The organism is Castellaniella sp. S9, from assembly GCF_027257175.1.
In the GTDB taxonomy this organism is placed as follows: domain Bacteria; phylum Pseudomonadota; class Gammaproteobacteria; order Burkholderiales; family Burkholderiaceae_B; genus Castellaniella.
The window spans coordinates 53,553-76,422 of record NZ_JAPFGD010000006.1; the positions used below are offsets into that span (position 1 = coordinate 53,553).

Annotated in this window: 19 protein-coding genes and 1 tRNA gene; 7 read left to right on the plus strand and 13 right to left on the minus strand. The window is 66.9% G+C overall.

Annotated elements, in window-relative coordinates; genetic code table 11:
- Positions 1-10 precede the first annotated feature (10 nt).
- Positions 11-1,024, plus strand: coding sequence for an asparaginase (locus OOZ48_RS11155; RefSeq protein ID WP_269498305.1), 1,014 nt, complete (start codon positions 11-13; stop codon positions 1,022-1,024).
- A 9-nt stretch (positions 1,025-1,033) separates the two neighbouring features.
- Here the strand turns inward: OOZ48_RS11155 and OOZ48_RS11160 are convergent, their stop codons facing one another.
- Positions 1,034-1,723 (minus strand): class I SAM-dependent methyltransferase, encoded by a 690-nt coding sequence (locus tag OOZ48_RS11160; RefSeq protein ID WP_269498307.1) that lies wholly within the window; start codon positions 1,721-1,723, stop codon positions 1,034-1,036.
- 128 nt (positions 1,724-1,851) lie between these two features.
- Here OOZ48_RS11160 and OOZ48_RS11165 point away from each other — a divergent pair, with 128 nt between their 5' ends.
- Together OOZ48_RS11165 and OOZ48_RS11170 are read left to right on the plus strand one after the other, a co-directional pair.
- Complete coding sequence (locus tag OOZ48_RS11165; RefSeq protein ID WP_269498309.1) at positions 1,852-2,784, plus strand: 2-hydroxyacid dehydrogenase; 933 nt, start codon at positions 1,852-1,854, stop codon at positions 2,782-2,784.
- Complete coding sequence (locus OOZ48_RS11170) at positions 2,784-3,497, plus strand: hypothetical protein (protein ID WP_269498312.1); 714 nt, start codon at positions 2,784-2,786, stop codon at positions 3,495-3,497. The genes OOZ48_RS11165 and OOZ48_RS11170 overlap by 1 nt, the downstream gene beginning before the upstream one ends.
- A 34-nt stretch (positions 3,498-3,531) precedes the next feature.
- Here OOZ48_RS11170 and OOZ48_RS11175 read toward each other — a convergent pair whose 3' ends face one another.
- From OOZ48_RS11175 to trxA, 12 genes are all read right to left on the minus strand, one after another.
- Positions 3,532-4,644: an ADP-ribosylglycohydrolase family protein gene (locus OOZ48_RS11175; protein WP_269498314.1), complete on the minus strand. Its 1,113-nt coding sequence runs from the start codon at positions 4,642-4,644 to the stop codon at positions 3,532-3,534.
- A gap of 63 nt (positions 4,645-4,707) precedes the next feature.
- Positions 4,708-5,094 carry a hypothetical protein gene (locus OOZ48_RS11180; RefSeq protein ID WP_269498317.1) on the minus strand — a complete coding sequence of 129 codons (387 nt, stop codon included), beginning with the start codon at positions 5,092-5,094 and terminating at the stop codon, positions 4,708-4,710.
- A 59-nt stretch (positions 5,095-5,153) separates the two neighbouring features.
- Entirely contained in the window at positions 5,154-6,143 is a 990-nt protein-coding gene (locus OOZ48_RS11185; RefSeq protein ID WP_269498318.1) for a Csu type fimbrial protein, read from the minus strand.
- Between the two features lie 70 nt (positions 6,144-6,213).
- Complete coding sequence (locus OOZ48_RS11190) at positions 6,214-8,532, minus strand: fimbria/pilus outer membrane usher protein (RefSeq protein ID WP_269498320.1); 2,319 nt, start codon at positions 8,530-8,532, stop codon at positions 6,214-6,216.
- Between the two features lie 25 nt (positions 8,533-8,557).
- Complete coding sequence (locus OOZ48_RS11195; RefSeq protein ID WP_269498323.1) at positions 8,558-9,304, minus strand: fimbrial biogenesis chaperone; 747 nt, start codon at positions 9,302-9,304, stop codon at positions 8,558-8,560.
- A gap of 26 nt (positions 9,305-9,330) precedes the next feature.
- A complete protein-coding gene (locus OOZ48_RS11200; RefSeq protein WP_269498325.1) occupies positions 9,331-9,852 on the minus strand; it encodes a Csu type fimbrial protein in 522 nt (173 codons plus the stop codon).
- A 384-nt stretch (positions 9,853-10,236) separates the two neighbouring features.
- Positions 10,237-10,312 (minus strand) — tRNA-Thr (locus OOZ48_RS11205).
- A gap of 99 nt (positions 10,313-10,411) precedes the next feature.
- Complete coding sequence (locus OOZ48_RS11210) at positions 10,412-11,542, minus strand: AI-2E family transporter (RefSeq protein ID WP_269498326.1); 1,131 nt, start codon at positions 11,540-11,542, stop codon at positions 10,412-10,414.
- Between the two features lie 24 nt (positions 11,543-11,566).
- Positions 11,567-12,796, minus strand: coding sequence for a DUF3422 domain-containing protein (locus tag OOZ48_RS11215; protein WP_269498328.1), 1,230 nt, complete (start codon positions 12,794-12,796; stop codon positions 11,567-11,569).
- A 166-nt stretch (positions 12,797-12,962) separates the two neighbouring features.
- A complete protein-coding gene (gdhA, locus tag OOZ48_RS11220) occupies positions 12,963-14,303 on the minus strand; it encodes an NADP-specific glutamate dehydrogenase (protein ID WP_269498330.1) in 1,341 nt (446 codons plus the stop codon).
- A 13-nt stretch (positions 14,304-14,316) separates the two neighbouring features.
- Entirely contained in the window at positions 14,317-15,573 is a 1,257-nt protein-coding gene (rho, locus tag OOZ48_RS11225; protein ID WP_269498331.1) for a transcription termination factor Rho, read from the minus strand.
- A gap of 93 nt (positions 15,574-15,666) precedes the next feature.
- Complete coding sequence (gene trxA, locus OOZ48_RS11230; protein ID WP_269498333.1) at positions 15,667-15,993, minus strand: thioredoxin TrxA; 327 nt, start codon at positions 15,991-15,993, stop codon at positions 15,667-15,669.
- Positions 15,994-16,226: 233 nt separating this feature from the next.
- On the opposite strand from trxA, the gene OOZ48_RS11235 reads away from it, so the two are divergent.
- Genes OOZ48_RS11235 through OOZ48_RS11250 form a run of 4 tightly spaced genes read left to right on the plus strand, consistent with a single transcriptional unit; the run spans position 16,227 to position 22,868 of the window.
- Entirely contained in the window at positions 16,227-18,188 is a 1,962-nt protein-coding gene (locus OOZ48_RS11235; protein ID WP_269498334.1) for a DNA topoisomerase IV subunit B, read from the plus strand.
- Between the two features lie 25 nt (positions 18,189-18,213).
- Positions 18,214-20,517, plus strand: coding sequence for a DNA topoisomerase IV subunit A (parC, locus tag OOZ48_RS11240; protein WP_269498336.1), 2,304 nt, complete (start codon positions 18,214-18,216; stop codon positions 20,515-20,517).
- Between the two features lie 54 nt (positions 20,518-20,571).
- Positions 20,572-21,618, plus strand: a complete 1,047-nt coding sequence (locus OOZ48_RS11245) for a CDP-6-deoxy-delta-3,4-glucoseen reductase (RefSeq protein WP_269498337.1) — start codon at positions 20,572-20,574, stop codon at positions 21,616-21,618.
- A complete protein-coding gene (locus tag OOZ48_RS11250; RefSeq protein ID WP_269498339.1) occupies positions 21,615-22,868 on the plus strand; it encodes a D-amino acid dehydrogenase in 1,254 nt (417 codons plus the stop codon). The genes OOZ48_RS11245 and OOZ48_RS11250 overlap by 4 nt, the downstream gene beginning before the upstream one ends.
- Positions 22,869-22,870 lie beyond the last annotated feature (2 nt).

Consider the following 22,870-nt stretch of genomic DNA (forward strand, 5'->3'; position numbering starts at 1 on the left):
AGAGGTTTTCATGAATTTGCCTTCAGTCATCATTCTTTCCCTCGGCGGCACCATTGCGATGACCGAGAGCGATCGAGGCGGGGTTGTGCCCACGCTCTCAGGCGACGCGCTCGTTGCCGCCGTGCCGCAGCTCAAGCGGATCGCCGCGATCGAGGCACGCTCGTTCCGTCAATTGCCCAGCGCCCAACTGCAGTTCGAAGACATCGAGGCGCTCGCGCAGACCATCGCCGAGCTCGATGCGGCCGGCCCGCGGGGCTTCGTCATCACCCAGGGCACCGACACGATCGAGGAAACCGCGTTCGCGCTCGATCGCTTGCTCGATATCGACAGCCCGGTCGTCGTCACCGGCGCAATGCGCAATCCCACCGTGGCGGGGGCCGACGGGCCGGCCAATGTGCTGGCCTCGGTTCAGGTCGCGATCAGCGATGCGGCCCGCGGGCTGGGGTGCCTGGTCGTCATGAACGATGAGGTGCATGCGGCGCGGTTCGTGCGCAAGATGCACACCAGCCGCACCGATGCCTTTGCGTCGCCGGCCAGTGGGCGTATCGGCTGGGTGGCCGAGGGCCGCTTTCGCCTGGCGCTGCGTCCGCCACGCATGCCGGGGCTTGCTCTCGCCGGCGAGGGCCGGCCGGCGCAGGTGGCGCTGGTGGCCGCCGGCTTGGGCGACAATGGTGAACAGGTGCGCGCACTGCTCGCAGCGGGTGGATTCGATGGCCTGGTCGTGGAAGCCACCGGCGGGGGCCATGTCTCCTTGGGCATGGCGGAAAGCCTCGAAGAAGCAGCCCGCGCCATGCCGGTGATCCTCGCCTCGCGCATCGGTGTGGGCGATACGCTGACAGGCACCTATGGGTTTCCCGGCAGCGAGATCGACCTGCAGCGCCGCGGCTTGTTGGTTTCGGGCTGCCTCGACGGCCGCAAGGCTCGGGTGCTGCTGGCGCTGGTGCTGCGACACTGCCCGGGTGGCCGGGACGCGGTGGCGGATGCCTTTGCCCCCTGGTCGGGCGATTCTTCGTGCGCCTCCTGACCGGGAGGCTCATGGAGGCGGGCGCCGCCGGCCTGCGCGCCGCGCCAGCAGCACGCGCGCCGGCGGCAGGTTGGCCCAGACGATACGGCTGTTGCGCACCTCGAAGGCCTGGTCGCAGGAACAGGTGCGGGTCTGTGGCCGGATATCGTAGGTGAACTGAATCAGCATGCTATCCGCATCCAGCGCGCGGTCCCATTGATCGAGGATCCGGCGGCGCTCGGGCAGCGGCAGCGACCGCAGCGGCAGGCTCGAGACCAGGGCATCGATGCGCAGGCCCTCGGGGATCAGGCCATCGAGCTGCGCGGCGTCCCCGCAAATGACGGTGATGCCGGGAAAGCGGCGCCGCAGGTGTGCGACGAAGGCCTCGGATCGTTCGATGGCGATCAGGCGGCCCGGCGAGATGCCGCGTTCGAGCAAGGCCTGGGTCACGATGCCCGTGCCGGCGCCCAATTCGACCACCAGGCCCCCGCCGGCCGGGACATGGCGGGCGATCTCGCGCGCCAACCAGCGTGAGCTGGAACAGACGGCGCCGACGGCTGCCGGGCCGCGCAGCCATTCGCCCGCAAACAACACCAGGTTGCCGAGCCGGCCGCCATGCAGGCCGGGATGGTACTCGGTCCAGGGAAAGGTGCGCGCGGCGATGCGGCGGGTGAGATCGGACACCCTCCGCACGAGCATTGCGTGGTCGAGCCGGATCATGCAGTCCTCCCGGAGGCGGTCGGGTATATTGATGTTTTTTTCGGTTCATATTAGCACCGCGCGAACTCGCCAGGCTCGTGGCCGCGCGTTCAATTGTGGCGATCCGTTACGCTGGAAAGGAGCATTCGATGGAGGTCGTGTTTGCATCCCGGATTGAGAGGCATCCGGGGGACTGGGTGCGGGCCTTTCAGGACGCCTTGCCGCAGGATCGGGTGCGTGCCTGGGGCGACGGCGCGCCCGAGGGCGACGCCGAGGTGGCGGTGGTCTGGAATCCGCCGGCGGACCTGTTCCAGCGCGAACCGCGGCTCAGGATCCTGTTCAACCTGGGGGCGGGCGTGGATGCCTTGCTGCGCATGCCGGGCCGGCCGGAACACGTGCTGATCGTACGCCTCGAGGACGGCGGCATGGCGGTGCAGATGGCCGAATACGCGGTGCATTTCCTGCTGCGGGTCTCACGCGACTTCGACCGGTACGCGCAGCTCCAGGCCCAGCGCCGCTGGCAGTCGCTGGGGGATATGGCGCGCGAGGATTGGCCGGTGGGCGTGATGGGCGCGGGGGTGATGGGCGCGCGCGTGGCCCGGGCGGTGGCGGCCCTGGAGTACCCGGTTGCGGTATGGTCGCGCTCCGGCCGTGCGCTCGACGGGATCGAGGTGTTCGGCGGGGATGCCGGCCTGCCCGCATTCCTCGCCCGCACCCGCGTGCTGATCAACGTCCTGCCGCTGACGGCGCAGACCGAAGGCATTCTTTGTCGCACGACTTTCCAGCGCATGCGGCCAGACGGCTACCTCATCAACATCGCGCGCGGCCGCCATCTGGTCGAGGCGGACTTGCTGGGCGCGTTGGACGAGGGCTTGCTCAGGGGGGCGGCCCTGGACGTTTTCGTCGACGAGCCGCTGCCCGCGCAGCACCCCTTCTGGGCAGATCCGCGCGTACAGGTCACGCCGCACATCGCCGGCTTGAGCCTCATGGGGCAGACGGTGCGCCAGATCTCGGCCAAGATCCGGGCCTACGGGCGCGGCGAGCCGATTTCGGGAATCGTTGATCCGGAGCAGCAGTACTGATGCGGCGCCTGCGGGGCCTGGCACTCGCCCTGGCCTTGGGCGCGTCGGCATGCACGAGCACGCCCGGACCGCACGGCGGCCCCCAGGGCGAGTCCATGTCGTTCGACCAATTGGGACAGACGGATTTCAACCGGACCGTGACCATGGCGATGCGCGATAATCTCGACAGCCTGGAGCGCTTGCTCGAGAAGCTCTATCGCCGCAATCCAGCCGAATGGCGCAAGGGCGGCTTTGTCGACCTGCAGGCAGCCGTCGAGCAGGGGCGCACGGCCATCCAGGCCGGCGCGGTGCCCGCCGATCTGCAGGGTCTGCGGGACATCGAGGTGCTGTCGGTGGCGATGGACCCGGAATATGGCGGTGATCGGGTGGCGGCCTACGTCCTGGGCCTGGCGGACATGCTGATTGCCGCGCATGGCGGCAAGGTGCGTTTCTATGCCACCGATGCCCTCGATGGACAGCGGATCTTCAACGCTGCGCGCAACGTCGAGATCGCCGCCTGGATGCTGGCCAGCCGTCGCGATCCGCGGGGCCGGCCGTTATTGCTGTCCAACGAGATCGGCGAGGGCGGGACCAACCTGAGCTTCGAGCGCGAATTCGGCCGGCTGATCGGCCGGCTCGACCTGGTGGCGGAACTGCTGGACGAGAACCTGCGCCGCGTGGGCATCAACTATCTGCAGGGCCTGTTGTTCTTCAATTTCCTGCCCGTGCGCTAGCGGGCAGGTGCGGACCAGAACCCCTCGGCATGCGTCAGCGTGCGGTCGCGGTGCCGGCTTCCGCTTCCGAGTCCATTTGCTGCGCCAGACGCGCGGCCAGGGCCAGGCGTTCGCGGCCGGACTCCAGGCCCTCGATGAACCGGTCCGGAATGGCCGCCAGGCCGCCGATCGCGCCGCACAGCGCGCCGGTCAGCATGGCGCGCGCCTGGTTCTGGCCGCCGCCGTTGACCGCGTGCAGCACGGCGGACTCGAAATCATCCTGGAAGCAGGCCGCCAGATAGTACGCAGCGGGAAACTGGTGATAAACGGCGCAGGGCATGCCGTAGACCAGGGAAACCTTCCAGGGCGGCTCGATGCGGATGTCGGGATCCTGGGCGGCGCGGGCGATATTGGATGCGGTGAGCAGGGCGTCGGGCGAGGCGAACTGGCCGGCCTGGCGGGGCGCCTCGGGCCCCGGGGACGGGATGTTTTCCCCAGGCGAGGTCACCGTGTGGAAGGGCAGGGTTCCCGCGCGGACCAGGTCCAGCAGCACCCCCGAGGTCTGCTCGTCCAGGGCCTCGCCGCGCACCAGCAGACCCAGCACGCAGGCGTAGGCGACCGTCATCGCGGCCACGGTGGGATCGACCTGCGTTAGCGCGGTGTTCGCGCCCACGTGAACGGCCAGCGCGCCGGGTTGCAGCGCGTAGCGCACGGCGATCGCGAGCGTGCGCTCGGCGGCCTCGGTGTTGTCGGCCAGGCCGCCCACCCGGCCCCAGGGCAGGCCCTCGCGTGTGCGCAAGCGCCAGGCTTCGCGTATGGACTGGCTGGTATAGCCCCCCGGTCCCGACTGCGGCGTGCCGTCGATCCGTGGGAACAGGTCCGTGTCCATCCGGTCACAGAAATCGGCCTCGTCGTAGCTGCCACGCTCGACGAGGGACCGCAGCGTGAGCTCTAGCAGGTAGCCCGCCTGGGACGACTGGCCCGCCTTCAATCCGGCATGGTAGCGCCCGGGGCGCGGGTCGGTGTAGTCGGTGATCCAGGCGCCGTAGTCGGCGCGCAGCGCGACGAGGTCGTAGTACCAGTGGGGGCCAAGGGCGAGCGCATCGCCCACGAAGGCGCCGATCAGGGCGCCCTGTACGCGTTGATGCAGCGAGATGCCGGAGGACATGTTGCGGTCTCCAGGAAAGAGCCACCGCGGTCGCACGGATTCTGGCGCATGCGTGCCGGCCGTTCAGAAAATGATGTAGAGGAGCTTGCTCTTGGCGGTGGTGTTGGAAAAGGGCGGGGGAATCGCGATGGCCTGGCGCAGCCAGAACGTGGCCTGGGCCTGCCCGCCATTGGCTATCGAGAGGATGTCGGAGGTGGCCAAGGGCCCGGTGTCGCCGTCTAGCGGAATGTCCAGCGACTGGTATGGCGTCACGCCCGGCTGGCAGATCACGGCAGCGTCACCGGTGGCAGCCGCCGCCCCGAACAAGGGATGGATGCTGCATTGCGACCGGATGGTGATGCGTGCCTCGAACGAAGGGCTGGCAGAAGCCGTCGCCGCGGCCAGCGCGGCGATGAGTGCGGCGGCCTGGGACAGGCGCCTTGCGTTCCGTTGGAATCCGTGGCAGTGCATATGTGCTCACTATAGCATCGGGGGCCGGGCGCGCGGTTGCGGAAAATCCACGTCCGGGTTCAATAGCTCAGGGTGATGACGACGGTATCGGAATAGCGGTCCGGCCCGGGCGGTGTCTGTGCCGGCACCCGGCCGTAGACGGTCAGCGCCTGCGGCTGGCCGTTGCCGGTCCCGGCGACCCCCAGATAGTCGCTATTGCCCCAGCGGCTGGTGCGCTGGGGGTCGCGGTACAGTTCGTAATTCAGGTAGCCCATGGAACCCCGCATCCGGCGCTGCTGGCCGCTGGCGTACAGGCCATCGCCCAGCCGCACGTGGTAGCCATTGCCCGACTGGCCGCCGTTGCAGGTCACCGTGATTGTCGAGGTGCTGTCGACGTTCTGGGTCAGGCTCATGAATACCGTCCCGAAATCCATGGTGGTCGACGAGTCGATCCGGCATTCGCTCACGACGATGGCCTGGATGTAGAACGTGGCGCTGTTTTTGGCCAATCCGCCGGTGGCGCAGTCGATGGGCGCGGATGTCGGGATGATTTTGTAGCTGAGCGCCATGGGCCATCCGCCGATGGCGTTCGTATCGTAATAGCCGGCCGGCAGCCCCGTCTGTCCGGCGGGGTTGATGCGGCCGTACACCGTCAATGAACCCGTCTTGTAGTATTCGCCGGCGCCGAAGTCCATGGCCAGCGCGACCGGCGGATAAGCGCCGCCTGCCGAATCCGTGCTGCCCCAGACGGTCGAGCGGCTGGCATTCGTGTACAGGTTGAACGCCATGTACTTGCCGGAACTGCTGAGGCGGCGCGGCGCGTACAGGCCCGTGCCCGGGTCCGCCCCCATGCTGAAGCACAGCAGCACGCGTTCGCCGGGGTTCGCGCTGCATCCGTAGTTGATGACGGCGCTGCTGTCCTTGACGCCGCCGCTCAACAGGGTGACGGTGCCGAACACTAGATTGCCCGAGTAGGCGTTGCAGCTTGCCGCCGCGGCCGTGGCCGGGAGCAGCGCGGTCAACACGGCGGCCAGCAGGCCCGCGCGCAAGAGGGAGATCAAGGTTTTCATGTCGATGATGAGCTGTGTCGGGACGCCATGGGCGGGTCCGCTGTTGTGTGGGGAAGGGGTGCTTGCGCGTTCATGGCGTGCAAACCAGCGGGCCGATCTCCGGCAAGGTGCCGGGCGCATAGACATAGGGAAACCGCAGCGCGCATTGTGTGTCCCCGTCCTGGATGGTCAGGTGGTTCTGGGCCTGCAGGCCCTCGAGGTAGAGGCGGCCGTCGTAGCCGACCCAACTGGTGGACTGCGGCGCATCGTTCAGGGTGGCCTGGGCGCCCATGGGAATGAACTGGCCGGCGCTGTTTTGCAGGATCACGGTCGCGGCCTGCACGCGTTCGATCCGGAATTCGACGTTCAGGCCCGATCCGTGGCGGGGAACGGCATCCTTGCTGATGGTGTCGATGCGAACGTCGACGGGCAGGCCCAGGGGATCGATCGAGATCTTGTTATGCTGATAGGACCGCAGGCGGGGCACCAGCAGCCGGCCGCCGCCGTCGGTCACGCCCACCGGGCGGTTTTCGCTCTTGACGGGCACGCCTGGCACTCCGCTGGTGGACACCAGGGCGAACCCGTCCGACAGCCTGCGCGAGGCGAACAGGTTCCCCCCCATGAGCACGACGGAGCCGGAGGCGCCCGCATAGGCGTTCTGGTCATTGCCCGCGCTGTTGACGCCCAGGTTGAGGTCCATGACCTGGAAGCTTCGGTTGGCTTGGGCGCTGGCGCTCATCCCTCGGGATTCCGAGTTCTGTCCCTGGACGTTCCAGCTCCAGTCGGTATCGGCGCGGGCCGTGTACCGGGCGCCCGCCGAATAGGTTCTCGTCTCTTTCGACTGGGCGGCCGAGCCGTAGGTCGACAGGCCGCCGTCCAGGTTGATGGTCAGCGTCAGATAGACAGACCGGTCGCTGCGATCGTCCAGGTTCTGGTTCGCGCTGAGGCTGAGCGCCGCTCCGCGAGCGAAATTGCGCGACCAGGACAGGCCGCCGTAGCGGTAGCGCGGCTGCTCAGCTTGCTGCAGGTAGGCATAGTTCATCGAGATGCTGCCCAGCACGCCGACGTTGAAGCCGATATAGGCGCTGTCGCTGCGCAACACCGGCGTGCCCCCCAAGGCGCTGGCGACGTCGCGATAGCCGGCGTCGGCGCGCTGCAGGTTGGCGCCCAGGCCGACGAACCCATGCTGCAGTTCGTAGCCGATCGTGTATTGCCCGCCGCGGGTGCCCTCGTTGCGGCTTTGCGCCCAGGAGCCTGATACGGTGCCCATCGTCCCGATGTTCATGACCGCGCCGACGCCGCCCGAGACAATCCCCTGGCCGCCCTCCAGGTGCGATTCGCCCGTGAGGACGTTCGTGAATCCATAGCGCAGGGTGCCGGACGCCATGGGACGGCTGTCGTAGCCGAACGAACGATAGCCGTAATCGGTGCGGACGTAGCCGGTTTCGAACGACCAGTCCGACAGCCCCTCGCGCAGCAGCCTGCTGGAATTGTAGAAGGGGAAGTCGACGGACGTGCGCCGGCCCAGCGCGTCCGTCAGGACCACCTGGGCATTGCCGGCGCCGCTGACCGTGGGCAGGGCGTTGAGTTCGAAGGGGCCGGCAGGCACTTGGCCGGTGTACTGCTGGATGCCGTTGATGTAGAGCTCCACCGAGGTCGGCAGTGTCGCCGATCCGAAGTAGGCCGGCAGCGGCGCGGTGGTCCGATAGGGCTGCAAGGAGAAATTGCGCGAGACCTGGAACCCGCCGATGCGCGTCCTGCGGCTCCAGGCGGTGCCGTTGGTCAAGGTGTCGCCCAGGCGGAAAGTGATCTGCTCGTCCTGCAGGGAATGCTCGAGGACGGTGTCCATGCGCACCGCGGTGTATTCCCAGTTTGGCTGACCGCCGCTGCGCAGGCCCTGGAACAAATGCGAGCTGCTGACGAGGCCGAGGTCGCCGAAGCCTCGCCATTCGGTGAATCCGCTGAGGCTCAGATCGTCCCTGTTGGTGTACGAGGAATACAGGTCGTAGTTGAGCAGCATGCCCGGCGAGGCCGCCGCATGCGTGATGGGGTTGGACGGTGTTCCCAGCACGGTCGTGTCCAGCGTGAGGTTGGAGAGCGGCGCCGTGATGTCGATGCTTTGCAGATCACGGTGATAGTCGTAGCTGACGCCGGGGTAGTCGGCCAGGGGCGTGTCTTCGGATACGGTGTCCAGGAAGGCGGTGCTGAATTTCAGCTGCAGGGCGCTTTCCCGCGGCAGGTAGAGCGCCTGGCCGCGCTCGACGAATGGAACCAAGTCGTGGCCCGCGCTGCCGTTGAGCGTGACGGATAAAAAGACGGTGCTGCCGTTTTCGCCGCGCGCCATATCCTGGCCGGTTCCGGCCGGCGGGATGTCGGCGGGCTGGGCGGAAGTCGCGATAGCGCCTCCCATGGCCAGCCCCGTGAGGATGCTCTGGCTAAGGAGTCTTGCCAATCGGCTGGACGGGCGTTTCAACCTTGGCGGCATTGATCAAGCTGGAGAAAACCCCGCCCCGCGCAAATGTGCCGGCCGGCAGATCCAGCCGGAGGCTGCGATACTGGCCCGGCAGCGCATAGCCCGCCAGGCCGTTGACCGCCATGATCGTTTTCCCCCCCGAAGGCGTGAATTCGATATTGGCCAATTGCGCATGGCTGGTCCCCGAGTTGGCGATTCGCAGCCAGACCTGGCCGCCGTCCTGTCGTAGCGACCAGTCCAGGACGGGCTTGGCGGGCGCGGTGCCGCTGATGAATACGGGTACCGAGTAACGGAAGACAAAATTCAGTCCTGCCTTGGAGGTCGTCCGGTCGACGGGGAGCTCGTCGATCAGCAGCCGATAGGAGCGTTCCTCGGCGGCCGGGCCGCCGAGCGGTCCAACACGCACCAGGCGAACCAGTTGCTGCTGGCCGGGCTCGATCTGGACCATGGGCGGACTGGCGACCATGTTTTGCTCCGGGGACAGGACGTCCTCGCCGTCGGCCTGGGACCATCGATAGACCCGCACCTGGGCATGCACGACCTCGGCGCTGGAATTTCGCAGCCAGACCTCGTCCGCCTTTTTATCCGCCGGCATGGTGATGCTGATCGGCGAGATCTGCAGACCCGCAGCCAGGGCCGTGCCCTGGATTGCGCCCCATGCGACAAGGACGGCGCCAACCGCCCATCTGGCCAAATGGGCTATCCCCATGGGTCAGTCCTCAGCTCGTGAAAACCTCAATAGTACACATTAATGGCGACGGTATCGGTGTAAGTCGCTGCGGGGACGTTCAGCGATGTTGTCGTTTTGCCATACACAGTGTAGGCCTGGGCCGAGCCCGTGCCGGTGGCCGCCTTGGTGTTGATGGTGCCGGTGGTGCTGTTGCCCCACACCGTGGCCATGCCGGTATCCTGGTACAACTGGTAGCCGATGGTCTGCGTGACGCCGGGTGCCGTCGAGGCCATCACGCCGGCGCCATCATCGCCGGCGCCGCTCGAATTGGACTTCAGGCCGATCTTGTAGGGTGTCATGTTCGAGCAGGTGACCGAGAATCCGCCGTTGCTGGCCGTCGCATTGGAGGCGGTCGAGGCGTTGCTGCCGAAGTCCAGGGTATTGGTCGAGCCGGACACCGTGCAGTTGGCCGTGATGACGATCTGGACGTCCATCGAACCCGTGGCCGTGGACTGCGCCAAGGTGGGCAGGGAAATGGCGAGTCCGCCGGCGGCGACGGCATACAGGGCCAGTTGCTTGATCTTCATAGGATTTCATCTCCGTTGAGCGCTTCGGGTCGAAGCGGTCACTGAACCCGCCCACCGGATGCGGATCCAGAGGACGGACGCATACGGAGGCGGCTACGTTTTGGAGGTGGACAACGATGCGGCAGGCCGAATATCGTGAAGATCATATCCGGACATTGGGCTCGACTCTCCGACGAACCCAAAGGCACCCATTGCAGGTGACAACGGCATCAATAACGAAGACATGCAAGACGCATCCCTTCGATGACCGCAATAGTACTCTGGGCGAATACATTTGTCATCCGAATCGTTGGACGGCGCGCTATGGTGTTGTTTTTTCTGATTGCCGGCATGCGGCGGTGTGCTGGTGCGGCGGGCTGCCGCTGTGGTGCGGGGCGTGGTGACTGGTGCCGGTGAAAGGAGTCGAACCCTCGACCTTCTCATTACGAATGAGCTGCTCTACCAACTGAGCTACACCGGCGATGGCGGCATCGGCTATCGTCAGCCGCCCACCAAAGCCAAGCATTATACATGGAATGTGGCGGCTTGGATGGGGGCACGGCGCGGGCCGTGCGCCCGGTCATTTTGGGGGCGGCGCGGCCGGCGATCCCGCCGGCTTGACCGGCGGCGGGGCCGCCGATTCGTCCCGTGTCGCGCGGGCGTTGAGCGATACCGCATCGGGGAACAGATCCCAGCAGGCGATGAACAGGGCAGCGAACAGCGGGCCGATGACGAAGCCGTTCAGGCCGAACACCGCCAGCCCGCCCAGGGTCGAAATGAGCACGACGTAGTCGGGCATCTTGGTATCCTTGCCCACCAGGATAGGGCGCAGCAGGTTGTCGATCAGGCCGATGACCAGCACGCCGAACAGGATGAGGATGATGCCCTCGCCATAGGCGCCGGTCACCATGAAATAAATGGCGACGGGCGCCCAGATCAGCGAAGCCCCGACGGCGGGCAACAGCGACAGGAACGCCATCAACACCCCCCAGAACAGGGCGCCCTGGATGCCGAGGAAGGCGAACATGACGCCGCCCAGGAATCCCTGGGTGATGGCGATGACGATATTGCCCTTGATCGTTGCCCGGACCACGGTCGTGAATTTCTGGAACAGGTGGCGCCGATGGGCGTCCGACAGCGGGATCAGGCTCTTGATGCGCGGGACCAGCGCATGGCCGTCGCGCAGCAGGAAGAACAGCAGATACATCATGACGCCCAGGCCGATCAGGAACTGGAAGGTGTTCTGGCCGAGGCTGACGGCCTGCTTGGCCAGGAATTGGCTGCCCTGCAGCGCGCCGGCGGACAGTTTCTCGCGGATGCTGAGCAGGTCGCCCACGCCCCAGGAGTCCAGCCAGCCATGCACCCAAGCCGGCAGGGCGGTGACGATCTGTTCGTAGTAGCCGCCCAGATTGAGTTGGCCGCTGTTGATCCGGTTGTACAGGCCCGCCGCCTCGTTGGCGAGCGCGCCGGCGATGAAGGTCATGGGCAGGATGACGATCAGGATGATGATCAGCACCATCAGGAAGGCCGCCAGGTTGCGGCGCTCGCCCACCAGCGCCCGCAGCCGCCGGTGCAGGGGGCCGAAGATCACGGCCAGTACCCCGCCCCAGAATATGGCCGGGTAGAAGGGCAGCAGGATGCTGAGGAAGGCGATCGAGACGGCGACCAGCAGGAGCAGGAAGCTGCGGAAATGTAGGGTGGACGTTTGCATGGTTTCGCGGTGATCCCGGTGCGTTCAGTGCCGCTTGGTGTCGCGGATGCGGTGGGCGACCGCGGCGATGATGAGCAGGCCCAGTGGCGTGCCCGCCAGCAGGGCGGTCCGTGGTGAGAGATCGGCGCCCAGCACCAGCAGGCCCTCGTACAGCAGCTTGAACAGGCTGAACAGATAATAGCTGATCGCGATGATCGACAGGCCCTCGACCGCTTTCTGGATCTTGATCTGGGTGTCGGCGCGTGCGCTCAGGCTGTGCAGGATCTGGGCGTTCTGCTCTTCCATTTCGACCTGGACCCTGGCCTGCAGCAGCTCGCCCAGGTGCGCGACGGCCTCGCCGATGGCCGACAGGCGCCGGTCGGTGGAGGCGCAATAGCGCACCGTGGGACGGAAGCGCTGGGTGATGAAAGCCCCCAATTGCTGGCAGTCGCCGGTGCGGCTTTCGTGCAGCTCGGCGATCCGCTCGAAGACCAGCTGGGCGTAGGCCTCGGTGGCGCTGAAGCGCAGGCGGGTGCGTGCGCGCGTCTGCATGACGCGGGCCGACAGCGCGGTGATCCGTTCCAGCAGGGCCTTGGCCTCGCGCGCGCCGGCGCGCGCGTTGTCGTCGGACAGTGCGGCGAGCTCGGCTTCGTAGTGTTTGAGCTCTGTGTTGAGCGCGCGCGCCATCGGCAGCGTGAGCGAGGCCATCAAGCGGTAGGTTTCGACCTCGAGCAGCCGCCGGACCATCCGGCCGAGCCGGCGGCCGTCGAGCTGGCGATTGACCACCAGCATGCGGTTCAGCCCCGAGCCGTTCAGGCGCAGGTCGCTCCAGACGGTGGCCTTGTCCCGGTCCAGGATCGAGCCCAGCGGATCCTCGAATCCATAGGCCTCGACGTCCCCCGTCCAGTCGGCGGCGGACTCGATGCACACTTGGTCCGCATTGATCAGCAGGCGGCTGTGCGCCTCGGCGACCTCGGCCAGCACAGGGGGGAGTTCCGGCCAGGGGCTGCTGTGGCGGCCCGGCATCAGCAGGGTCAGGGTGAGGAACTCGGTATGGCGTTCCCAGCGCAGGCTGGCTTCGCCCAGGGGGATTTCGCCCAGGGGCTGTCCGGGGTCGGCCATGGCGACGTGCCGGTCGCACAGTGTGCGGACGATGGTGCCGGCCGTGTCGTCCTCGTCCAGGAGGGCCAGGTGGAAGATCTGCGCGGGCGCCTCGAAGTACATGGAAGGACGGGCGTGGAGCTCGTTGTGCAGGACGTGGCGTTGGAGGTGCATGTGGATCGAGGGCGGGTGGCGGTCGGGAACCGTTCAGTGTATCGAAAGAACGTGTATTGCACGCGGAAAATGCCCTTGCGCACCGCAGGCCGAGTCCCTGTGTGCAAAAAAAGGCTCCCGAGGGGAGCCTTTTGGCAAGCGTGGCGAAAACGGTGCATGGCCGGCCTCAGTACACGCCTTGCGCCAGCATCGCGTCCGCCACTTTGACGAAGCCGGCGATGTTGGCGCCATTCAGGTAGTTGACCGATCTGCCGTTGCCGCCGTGGAGCACGCAGTTTTCATGGATGTCGCGCATGATGGCGCGCAGCTTGGAGTCGACCTCGTCGCGCGTCCAGTGCAGGCGCTGGGCGTTCTGGCTCATTTCCAGCCCCGACACGGCGACGCCGCCGGCGTTGCTGGCCTTGCCCGGGGCGTACAACACGTCCGCCGCGATGAATGCCTCGGCGGCGTCGAAGGCGGTCGGCATGTTGGCGCCTTCGGCCACGCAGCGCACGCCATTGGCGATCAGGGTGCGTGCATCATCGATGTCGAGTTCGTTCTGGGTGGCGCAGGGCAGGGCCACGTCCACCGGCACGTGCCAGGGGCGCTTGCCGGCCTCGTAGACCAGGTTGAATTGCTTGGCGTATTCCTCGACGCGGCCGCGCTTCTGGTTCTTGAGTTCGATCAGGGCGGCGAGCTTTTCGGTCGTGAAGCCGGCCTTGTCGACCACGCAGCCGTGCGAGTCCGAGACCGTGATCACGCGCGCGCCCAGCTGCATGCATTTCTCGATGGCGTACTGGGCCACGTTGCCCGATCCCGAGATGGAGACCGTGTAGCCTTCGAGGGACTGGCCGACGCGTTGCAGCATTTCCTCGGCGAAATACACGGTGCCGTAGCCGGTGGCCTCGGGGCGGATCAGGCTGCCGCCGTACGAGAGGCCCTTGCCGGTGAAGACGCTGGCCGCCGAGTTGGAGAGTTTCTTGGCCATGCCGGCCATGAAGCCGACCTCGCGGGCGCCCACGCCGATGTCGCCGGCCGGCACGTCGATGTCCGGGCCCAGATGGCGGTGCAGTTCCAGCATCAGGGCCTGGCAGAAGCGCATGACCTCGGCGTCGGACTTGCCTTTGGGGTCGAAGTCCGATCCGCCCTTGCCGCCGCCCATGGGCAGCGTGGTCAGGGCGTTCTTGAAGGTCTGCTCGAAGGCGAGGAACTTGAGGATGGACAGATTCACCGAGGGGTGGAAGCGCATGCCGCCCTTGAAGGGGCCGATGGCCGAGTTGTGCTGGATGCGAAAGCCGCGGTTGACCTGCATGCGGCCGGTGTCGTCCATCCAGGAGATGCGGAACTGGATCGCGCGCTCGGGTTCGACCAGGCGCTCGAGCAGGGCCTGGCTGCCGTAGCGCGGATTTTTCTCGATGAAGGGCCACAGGCTGTGCACGACCTCCGTGACGGCCTGCATGAATTCGGGCTGGTGCGGATCGCGGGCCTGGACCTGGGATAGAAACTGCTCGAGTGAAGGGTTTGTCATCAAGGATGCTCGCTTATTTTTTCATCATGTCAAAGAATTCTGCGTTGTTTTTGGTCGCCCGGATCTTGTCCAGGATGAATTCCATGGCCTCGACTTCGTCCATATCGTGTATGAACTTGCGCAGCACCCAGATCTTTTGTAGAAGTTCCGGTTTGATCAGGAGTTCCTCTCGGCGTGTGCCGGATTTGTTCAGATTGATGGCCGGATAGATGCGTTTCTCGGCCAGGCGGCGTTCCAGGTGGACTTCGGAGTTCCCCGTGCCCTTGAATTCCTCGTAGATGACCTCGTCCATGCGGCTGCCGGTCTCGATCAGCGCGGTGCCGATGATCGTCAGGGAGCCGCCTTCCTCGAGGTTGCGCGCGGCGCCGAAGAAGCGCTTGGGCCGCTGCAGGGCATTGGCGTCCACGCCGCCGGTCAGCACCTTCCCCGAGGCGGGCACGACCGTGTTGTAGGCGCGCGCCAGGCGGGTGATGGAGTCCAGCAGGATGACCACGTCTTTTTTCAGCTCGACCAGGCGCTTGGCCTTTTCGATGACCATTTCGGCGACCTGCACGTGGCGCGTGGCGGGCTCGTCGAAAGTCGAGGCCACGACCTCGCCGCGCACGGTGCGCTGCATTTCGGTGACTTCCTCGGGCCGCTCGTCGACCAGCAGGACGATCATCACCGCGTCGGGGTAGTTGGACGTGATGGCGTGGGCGATGTGCTGCATCATCACGGTCTTGCCCGATTTCGGGCTGGCCACGATCAGGGCGCGCTGGCCTTTGCCGATCGGGGCAAAGATGTCCATGATCCGCCCGGTGATGTTTTCCTTGCTCTTGATGTCGCGCTCGAGCACCATGGGCTCGTCGGGGTGCAGCGGCGTCAGGTTCTCGAACATGATCCGATGCTTGATCGCCTCGGGCTGCATGCCGTTGACCTTGTCGACCTTGACCAGCGCGAAATAGCGCTCGCCGTCCTTGGGCGTGCGCACCTCGCCTTCGATCGAATCCCCGGTGTGCAGGTTGAAGCGGCGGATCTGCGAGGGCGAGATATAAATGTCGTCCGTGCTGGCCAGGTAGGACGTCTCGGGCGAGCGCAGGAATCCAAACCCGTCCGGCAGGACTTCCAGCACCCCGTCGCCGAAGATCTGCTCGCCTTGCTTGGCGCGCCGCTTCATGATGGCGAACATGAGCTCTTGCTTGCGCAGGCGGCTGGCGTTTTCGATGTCCAGACCGGCGGCCATTTCTAGCAGCTGCGAGACGTGCAGTGCTTTGAGTTCGTTGAGATGCATGGGAAGAGGGGGAGAAAGGGATCGTTGGATCGGCGGCGAGCCCTGAACGGGCTCGCGCGAGCGTGCGGATTGACCGGATCGATGTTTACGGAATCAGATGGAGTCGTCGAGGAACGCCTGGAGCTGAGTCCGGGACAGGGCGCCAACCTTGGTGGTTGACACCTTGCCGTCCTTGAACAGCATCAGCGTCGGGATGCCCCGGATGCCGTACTTTGCGGCACTGTCGGGATTGTCGTCGACATTGACCTTGGCGATGATAACACGGCCCTGGTATTTGGCGGCGGCTTCTTCGAGGAGCGGGGCGATCATTTTGCAAGGGCCGCACCATTCGGCCCAATAGTCCACCAGGACGGGTAGATCGGATTGGAGAACGTCGGCCTCGAAGGACGCGTCGCTGACGTGCTTGATGGAGTCGCTCATGGTTGTGCTAGGAATCAGAGAGGAATGGAGAATGGGCGCCGGCGCGCGGTCACGCCCCTGCCGCAGGGCCGCCGCTGGGGTTTTGCGTCGGTCCGGCACAATGCGATAAAGCATACCACTGTGCGAGGCGCATTGTCGCGCGGTGTTGCGCGCCGTTCCCACTGTGCGCCAGCGGCGCGCCGGCGAACTTCCGTAAAATACCGGTCTTCGACCACACCGACTACGGAACGACATTGGCCACCACACGCTACGACGAGTCCTCGATCCGCGTCCTGAAGGGGCTGGAGCCCGTGCGCCAGCGCCCGGGGATGTACACGCGCACCGACAATCCCCTGCATATCCTGCAGGAGGTCATCGACAATGCCGCCGACGAAGCCCTGGCGGGTTTTGCCCGCACGCTCGAGGTCACGCTGCACGCCGACGGCAGCGTGACCGTCGAGGACGACGGCCGGGGCATCCCCGTGGGCGAGCACCCCGAGGAACATGCGCCGGTGGTCGAACTGGTCTATGCCCGGCTGCACGCGGGTGGCAAGTTCGACAAGGCCGATGGCGGTGCCTACGCGTTCTCGGGCGGTCTGCACGGGGTGGGGGTGTCGGTGACCAATGCCTTGTCCAGCCGCCTCGAGGTGACGATCTGGCGCGACGGCGGCGAATACCGCATCGCCTTCGCGGGCGGCGAGACCGCCGAGCCGCTGGCGCGCATCGGTCCGGCCGCCCGGCGGCGCACGGGCACCCGGGTGCGCGTCTGGCCCGACCCGCGCTATTTCGACAGCGCCCAGATCCCCCTGGGCGACCTGGAGCATGCGCTGCGCAGCAAGGCGGTGCTGCTGGGCGGCATCCGCGTCGGCCTGCTGCACGAAAAGTCGGGGCAGCGCCGCGAGTGGCATTATGAATCGGGGCTGCGCGGCTACCTGGCCGAGGCGCTGGGCGGTGGCGAGACGATCGTGCCGCTATTCGAGGGGGGCCAGTACGCGGCCGACGACGACGAGCAGTACGCCGAGGGCGAGGGCGCCCAGTGGGTCGTGGCCTGGACCGCCGAGGGGCCGGTGGTGCGCGAATCCTATGTGAACCTGATCGCGACGACCGCGGGCGGCACCCACGAGGCGGGCCTGCGCGAAGGCCTGTTCAACGCGGTGAAATCCTTTGCCGAACTGCACAACCTGGTGCCCAAGGGCGTGCGGCTGCTGCCCGAGGACGTCTATGCCAGGGCGAGCTTCATCCTGTCGGCCAAGGTCCTGGATCCGCAGTTCCAGGGCCAGATCAAAGAGCGCCTGAACAGCCGCGACGCGGTGCGCCTGGTCGGCGGGTTCCTGCGCAACGCGCTCGAACTGTGGCTGCACGCCAACGTCGAATACGGCAAGCGCGTCGCCGAGCTCGCCATCGGCCAGGCGCAGGCGCGCACGCGCGCCGCGCGCAAGGTTGAAAAGCGCAAGGGCTCCGGCGTGGCGGTCCTGCCGGGCAAGCTCACCGACTGCGAATCCTCGGATCCGGGGCGCACCGAGGTGTTCCTCGTCGAAGGCGATTCCGCGGGCGGATCGGCCAAGATGGGGCGCGACAAGGAATTCCAGGCGATCCTGCCGCTGCGCGGCAAGATCCTCAACGCCTGGGAGGTCGAGCGCGACCGCCTGTTCGCCAATAGCGAGATCCACGACATTTCCGTGGCGATCGGGGTGGATCCGCATGGCCCCGACCAGGCGGTCGACCTGTCGGGGCTGCGCTACGGGCGCATCTGCATCCTGTCGGACGCCGACGTGGACGGCGCGCACATCCAGGTGCTGCTGCTGACCCTGTTCCTGCGCCATTTTCCGCGCTTGATCGAGGCGGGCCATGTCTATGTGGCCCGTCCGCCGCTGTTTCGCGTCGACGTGCCGGCCGCCGGCAAGCGCCCGGCGCGCAAGATCTACTGCCTGGACCAGGGCGAACTCGATTCCGTGCAGGACAAGCTGCGCGCCGAGGGCCTGCGCGAGAGCGCCTGGCGCATCAGCCGTTTCAAGGGCCTGGGCGAAATGAGTGCCGAGCAGCTCTGGGACACCACCATGAACCCCGACACCCGGCGCCTCGAGCGTGTGCGGCATGGCGGCGAGGGCACCGGCGCCTCGCGGCGCATGTTCGACATGCTCATGGGCAAGGGCGAGGCTGCGCAGCGGCGCGCCTGGCTCGAGGAAAAGGGCAATCTGGCCGATATCGACATTTAGTGTGAACAGGCCCTAGGACATGAGCATGGACGCAACACAAGACCTTACACCGGCCCAGGATGGCGACGAGGGCCTGATCCTCGCCCGCTACGCCGAGCAGGCCTATCTCGATTATGCGGTTTCCGTGGTGCGGGGCCGCGCCTTGCCCGAGGTCTCCGACGGCCAGAAACCGGTCCAGCGCCGCATCCTCTACGCGATGGACGCGATGGGCCTGGGCGCCCAGTCGCGTCCGGTCAAGTCGGCGCGGGTGGTGGGCGACGTGCTGGGCAAATACCATCCCCATGGCGACCAGGCGGCCTACGACGCGATGGTGCGCATGGCCCAGGACTTCAGCCTGCGCTACCCGCTCATCGACGGGCAGGGCAACTTCGGCTCGCGCGACGGCGACAATGCCGCGGCCATGCGCTATACCGAGGCGCGGCTGACGCCGTTTTCCCGGCTGTTGCTCGACGAGCTCGACGAGGGCACCGTCGATTTCATCCCCAATTACGATGGCAGCCAGCAAGAACCGGTGTGCCTGCCCGCGCGCCTGCCGGTGATGCTGCTCAACGGCGCCTCGGGGATCGCGGTGGGCATGGCGACCGAAATCCCTGCGCATAATCTGCGCGAGGTCGCGCAGGCTTGCGTGGCGCTGCTGCGCAAGCCCGCCCTGAGCGACGAGGCGCTCTACGAACTGGTGCCGGGGCCGGACTTTCCGGGCGGCGGCCAGATCATCTCGGCGCCCGAGGACATCGCCCAGATCTACGCCACGGGGCGCGGCACGATCAAGGCGCGGGCGCGCTGGCATTTCGAGGAATTGGCCCGCGGGCAGTGGCAGCTGGTGGTCACCGAGCTGCCGCCGGGCACCTCGGCGCAAAAAATCCTCGAATCCATCGAGGACCTCACCAATCCCAAGCCGCGCGCCGGCAAGAAGAGCCTGAGCGCCGAGCAGCAGCAGACCCGGACCCTGGTCCTGGGCATGCTCGACGCCGTGCGCGACGAATCCGGCAAGCAGGCCGCCGTGCGCCTGGTGTTCGAACCCAAGACCAGCCGGATCGACCGCGACGAGTTCGTCAACATGCTGCTGGTGCGCACCGGCCTGGAAGGCAATGTGTCGATGAACCTGGTCTGCATCGATACCGACGGCCGCCCGGGGCAGCGCAGCCTGCGCCAGGTCCTCGAGTCCTGGCTGGCATTCCGCTCGGCCACGGTCACGCGGCGCACCCGTTTCCGGCTGGACAAGGTGCTGGACCGCATCCACATCCTGGAAGGGCGCAGCATCGTCTATCTGAACGTCGACGAGGTGATCCGCACCATCCGCGAGGCCGAGGAACCGCGCGCGGCGCTGATGGAACGGTTCCATCTGACCGAGCGCCAGGCCGACGATATCCTCGACATGCGCCTGCGCCAGCTGGCCCGCCTCGAAGGCATCCGCATCGAGCAGGAACTCGCGCAAAAGCGCGAGGAACAGCTGGCCCTGCAGGAACTGCTGGACAAGCCCGAGGCCATGCGGCGCCTGATGATCCGCGAGATCGAGGCCGACGCCAAGCAGTACGGCGACGAGCGGCGCACCCTGATCGAGGCGGCCAGCCGGGCCGTGATGGAGACCCAGGTGCCCGACGAGCCCGTGACCGTGGTGATTTCGCAAAAAGGCTGGCTGCGCCTGCGCCAGGGGCACGGCCACGATCCCGCGCAGTTCGGCTTCAAGACCGGCGACGCTCTGTACGATGCCATCGAGTGCCGCAGCACCGACGAGCTGATCGCCCTGTCCAGTACCGGCCGCAGCTACGCCATCGCCGTGGCGGGCCTGCCGTCGGCGCGCGGCGACGGGCAGCCGGTGACCGCCATGGTCTCGATGGAGGCCGGGGCGCGCATCGTCCATATGGTGGCGGGCGCGGCGGACCGCCGGGTGATGCTGGGGGTGCGCACCGGCACCGGCTTTCTGACCCGCATCGGCGACCTGAGCACCCGCCAGCATGCGGGCAAGCAGTTCGTGACCTTGGACCGGGGCGATGTCCTGCTCAAGCCGCTCATGCTGCGCGAGGACGACCACGCCTTGGCCCTGCTCAGCAAAAAAGGCAAGTTTCTGGTGCTGTCCCTGGACGAGGTCAAGACCCTGTCGGGCGGCGGCCGCGGCACGATCCTGATGGGCTTCGATGCCGAAGACCGGCTCGAGCAGTGGGCCGCGGTCGGACCCGCCGGGGTCAGCCTGCGCGGCGTGTATCGGGCCAAGGACACCGTCCTGACGCTGGATCGCGAGGCCCTGCGTGAATACGAGGGGCGGCGTGCGCGCAAGGGCAAGCTTCTGGCCGTCAAGGTCAAACAGCCGAGTCTGTGGCCCGCGGGCTAGAATGTCGGGTGTCATGCAATTCGGGATGTCATTCAACGCCATGCGGGACGGGTCATGAGCTTCAAGGTGACGGTGTTGCCCGGCGGCCAGGCCTTCGCGGTCGAGCCCGGGCAGACGGTGCTGGATGCGGCGCTGGCCGCCGGCCTGATATTGCCTTACAGCTGCCGCACGGGCGCATGCTCCACATGCCGCGGCCGCGTGGTGTCGGGCGAGTACGCTGCGGGCGAAGCGCCCGCGCACATCCTCGAGGCCGAGGATCTGGCGCGCGGCTACACCCTGCTGTGCCAGGCCAGGCCGTCGTCGGACCTGGTCATCGAGGCGCGCGAAGTCCGCATGGCGGGCGACATCCACGTGCGCAAGATGCCGGTCCGCGTCCTGGCCCTGCAGCCCCTGGCCGACGACGTCATGGAAATCACCCTGCAGCTGCCCTCGGCCGAGGCCTATCGCTACAACCCGGGCCAGTACCTGGAGTTCATCCTCAAGGACGGCCGGCGCCGCGCCTATTCCATGGCCGCGCCGTCCAGCCAGGACCACACGGTGCGCCTGCATGTGCGCCACATGCCCGGCGGGGCCTTCACCAGCCAGGTGTTCGGCGCGGCCGAGCCGGCGCTCAAGGCGCGGGACATCCTGCGCATCGAGGGTCCGCTGGGCTCGTTCTTCCTGCGCGAGGACACCGACAAGCCCGTGGTCTTCCTGGCCAGCGGCACGGGCTTCGCGCCGATCAAGGCCATTGTCGAGCACATGATCGCCACGGGTGTCCGGCGGCCCGCGACGCTGTATTGGGGCGGCCGCCGTCCGGCCGACCTGTATATGGACGCCCTGGCGCGGGAATGGCGGGAGCGCCTGCCGGGATTCCGCTATGTCCCCGTGGTCTCCGAGGCCCGGCCGGCCGACGGCTGGACGGGGCGCGAGGGCCTGGTCCACCGCGCCGTCATGGCGGATCTGCCCGATCTGTCGGGCCATCAGGTCTATGCCTGCGGCGCGCCGGCCATGGTCGAGGCCGCCCGCCGGGACTTCGTCCAGTCCTGCGGCCTGCCGGGCGACGAATTCTACGCCGACGCCTTCACCTCCGAGATCGATCGGCTCGAGGCCGGCGTATGAAAGTCGCCGTGTTCGGCGCCGGCATCATCGGCGTCTCCAGTGCCTGGTGGCTGGCGCAGGCCGGCCACGAGGTCGAGGTCATCGAGCGGCGCCCCGGTGTCGCGCTCGAGACCAGCCGCGCCAATGGCGGCCAGATTTCAGTGTGCTACGCCGAGCCCTGGGCCAGCGCGCATACGCTGCGCAAGGTCCTGCGCTGGCTGGGAAGGCGCGACGCGCCCCTGGCGTTCTCGCCACGGCTGAGCCCCCGGCAGTGGCTGTGGTGCGCCCGCTACCTGAACGAGTGCCGGGCCACGCGCTATGCCGTCAACGTGGCGGCCATGGTGCGCATGGCGCAATACAGCCGGTCGACGCTGCGCAGCCTGCGCGCCGATCTCGACATTCGCTACGACCACCTGGAACGCGGCATCCTGGCCTTCTATCGGGACGCCCGCGAATTCGACCATGCCTGCGAGAGCGCCGAGCGCATGCGCGCACTGGGGGTGGACCGCCGCATCGTGGATGCCGACGAGGTGCTGCGCATCGAGCCGGCGCTCGAGGCCCTGCGGGGGCAGATCCTGGGCGGCGACTATACCGCCGACGACGAATCCGGCGACGTGCACCTGTTCACTCGCGCGCTGGCCGAGCGCGCCCGCGCGGCGGGCGTCGTGTTTCGCTTCGACACGCGCTTGAGCCGCCTGGTGCCGGGCGAGCGGCGCGTGGCGGTGGCCGAGGTGGTCGAGCCGGATGGCTGGTTCCGGCCCCTGCGCGCCGACGCCTACGTGCTGGCCCTGGGCAGTTTCACGCCCGACCTGGCGGGTCCGCTGGGCATCGACTGTCCGGTCTATCCCGCCAAGGGCTATTCGGCGACTTTCGCCCTGCGCGATCCGGCCGCCGCCCCCGAGGTCAGCCTGATCGACCAGGAGGCCAAGATCGTGTTCTCGCGCCTGGGCGACCATTTGCGCATGGCCGGCACCGCGGAAATCGGCGGCTATTCGCGGGCCTTGAATACACGGCGTTGCAATAATCTGGTGCAACGGGCGCGCGCCATGTTTCCAAGCGCACTCGATTTTGGTAATGTTCAGTTCTGGGCCGGTTTGCGGCCCACGACACCCTCCAACGTTCCCCTGATCGGCCGTACGCGGATCGGCAACCTCTATTTGAATACCGGGCATGGCAGCCTGGGATGGACGATGGGCGTGGGGTCGGGCAAGGCCTTGGCGGATCTGGTGTCCGGTCGGACGCCAGAGGTCGATTTTCCTTTTTTGGGTTAGAT